Here is a 1,330-nt window from a genome sequence, read left to right on the forward strand (position 1 = left end):
AGTCGGAGATGTCAATGACGATGGAAGAGTATCCGCATTGGACGCAGCAATAATAGCGAGAAAGCTTGCAGAGGGAAGAAGTTCGGACCTCAATAAATGGGCGGCAGACTACAACGGAGACGGAAAAGTAACAGCGCTGGATTGTTCAGAAATAGCACGTTTTTTAGCAAAGTTAAGTATAATAGAACATACAACGGCGCCGAATGAAAATAAAACAGAAACTACAAAAACCACAGTAAAGCTTAAAGAACCAAACAAGAAGAATTATGACCTGAATAAATTCAGCGGAATAAAGAAGTATGTAAATGATTGCATAAAGTATAAAGCAGCAGCAGAATACGGAATAACAAAGATTATATATGATGATACGGTAGATCCATGGGACGGTTATAGTTGGAATGTTCCTGCTGAATACATTCCAAACATTGAATATTATAAGGAGCATAATGATACTATTCTTCCGGCAAATATACGAAATACTCCTGAAGAATTAGTTAAAAATTCTTATACCAAACTTTATATGATGGTTGAGGAAGAAAAAGCATCACTTATGATTCATCATGGATATAGTGAAAAGGAAGTTAAGGAAATAATATCAACATATTATGATATAACAGTTACATGGAAAGAACTAGGCGGAGGAAATTATCAGTTATATATTATGTGGTAAGAATAATTTCTAATAAAATGATGAAATAGTGTTGACTATGTAAAAAATATGTGATATAATGTAAATATCAGTGAAAGCTGAAATATTATAAGAAAGTACAAAATATTTTTTCTACGCATTAAAGCTCGGTGAATAACCGGGCTTTTGATGTATAATATAGTAAATAAAAGTAGTTTATTGACAAAATATAGCGATAGTGATATAATTAAATATATAAAATTATTAAGGGGATTATAGTAAATGTATATAATAAAACCACATTTTGATTATTGTCCGATACAGAAAACAGAATATTTTGTCAATGTAAGATATAAAATAAGCGATGTGAATACATATAAAAAGGTCTCAATGGAATGTGTATATCAGGAGTTTTATAAGCAGAATTGTCCGGAAAGAAATAATTGTCCTATTTATAAATCAGCTGATGTGATTTTAGTGAATAAATAAAAATTCGCCAATGGCGAATTTAAGGAAAGGTCTTGACATTACATAAAAATATTGTTATAATAATAAAAAAGGGGCACACTGATAGACGGTTGCTCCCTCATATGGTTGTTGATAAACCGCTATGTTTGGAAGACAGGGGCGGTTTATTTCTTTATGTTCTTGATTACTTCATTAACAGTAACAAGAAGCAGGATAGTGAGAACTAAATATGTA

The 1,330-nt window shown here is 31.4% G+C and carries 2 protein-coding genes; both read left to right on the top strand.

The window, feature by feature from the left end; all coding sequences use genetic code 11:
- Positions 1 to 670, top strand: a 670-nt coding sequence (locus tag OCV67_RS13280) for a dockerin type I domain-containing protein (RefSeq protein WP_262644649.1), incomplete at its 5' end; no start/stop codon positions are given.
- A 240-nt stretch (positions 671 to 910) separates the two neighbouring features.
- A complete protein-coding gene (locus OCV67_RS13285) occupies positions 911 to 1,117 on the top strand; it encodes a hypothetical protein (RefSeq protein WP_147644300.1) in 207 nt (68 codons plus the stop codon).
- Positions 1,118 to 1,330 lie beyond the last annotated feature (213 nt).

This window comes from Porcipelethomonas ammoniilytica (assembly GCF_025567485.1).
Taxonomy (GTDB): Bacteria; Bacillota; Clostridia; order Oscillospirales; family Ruminococcaceae; genus Porcipelethomonas; species Porcipelethomonas ammoniilytica.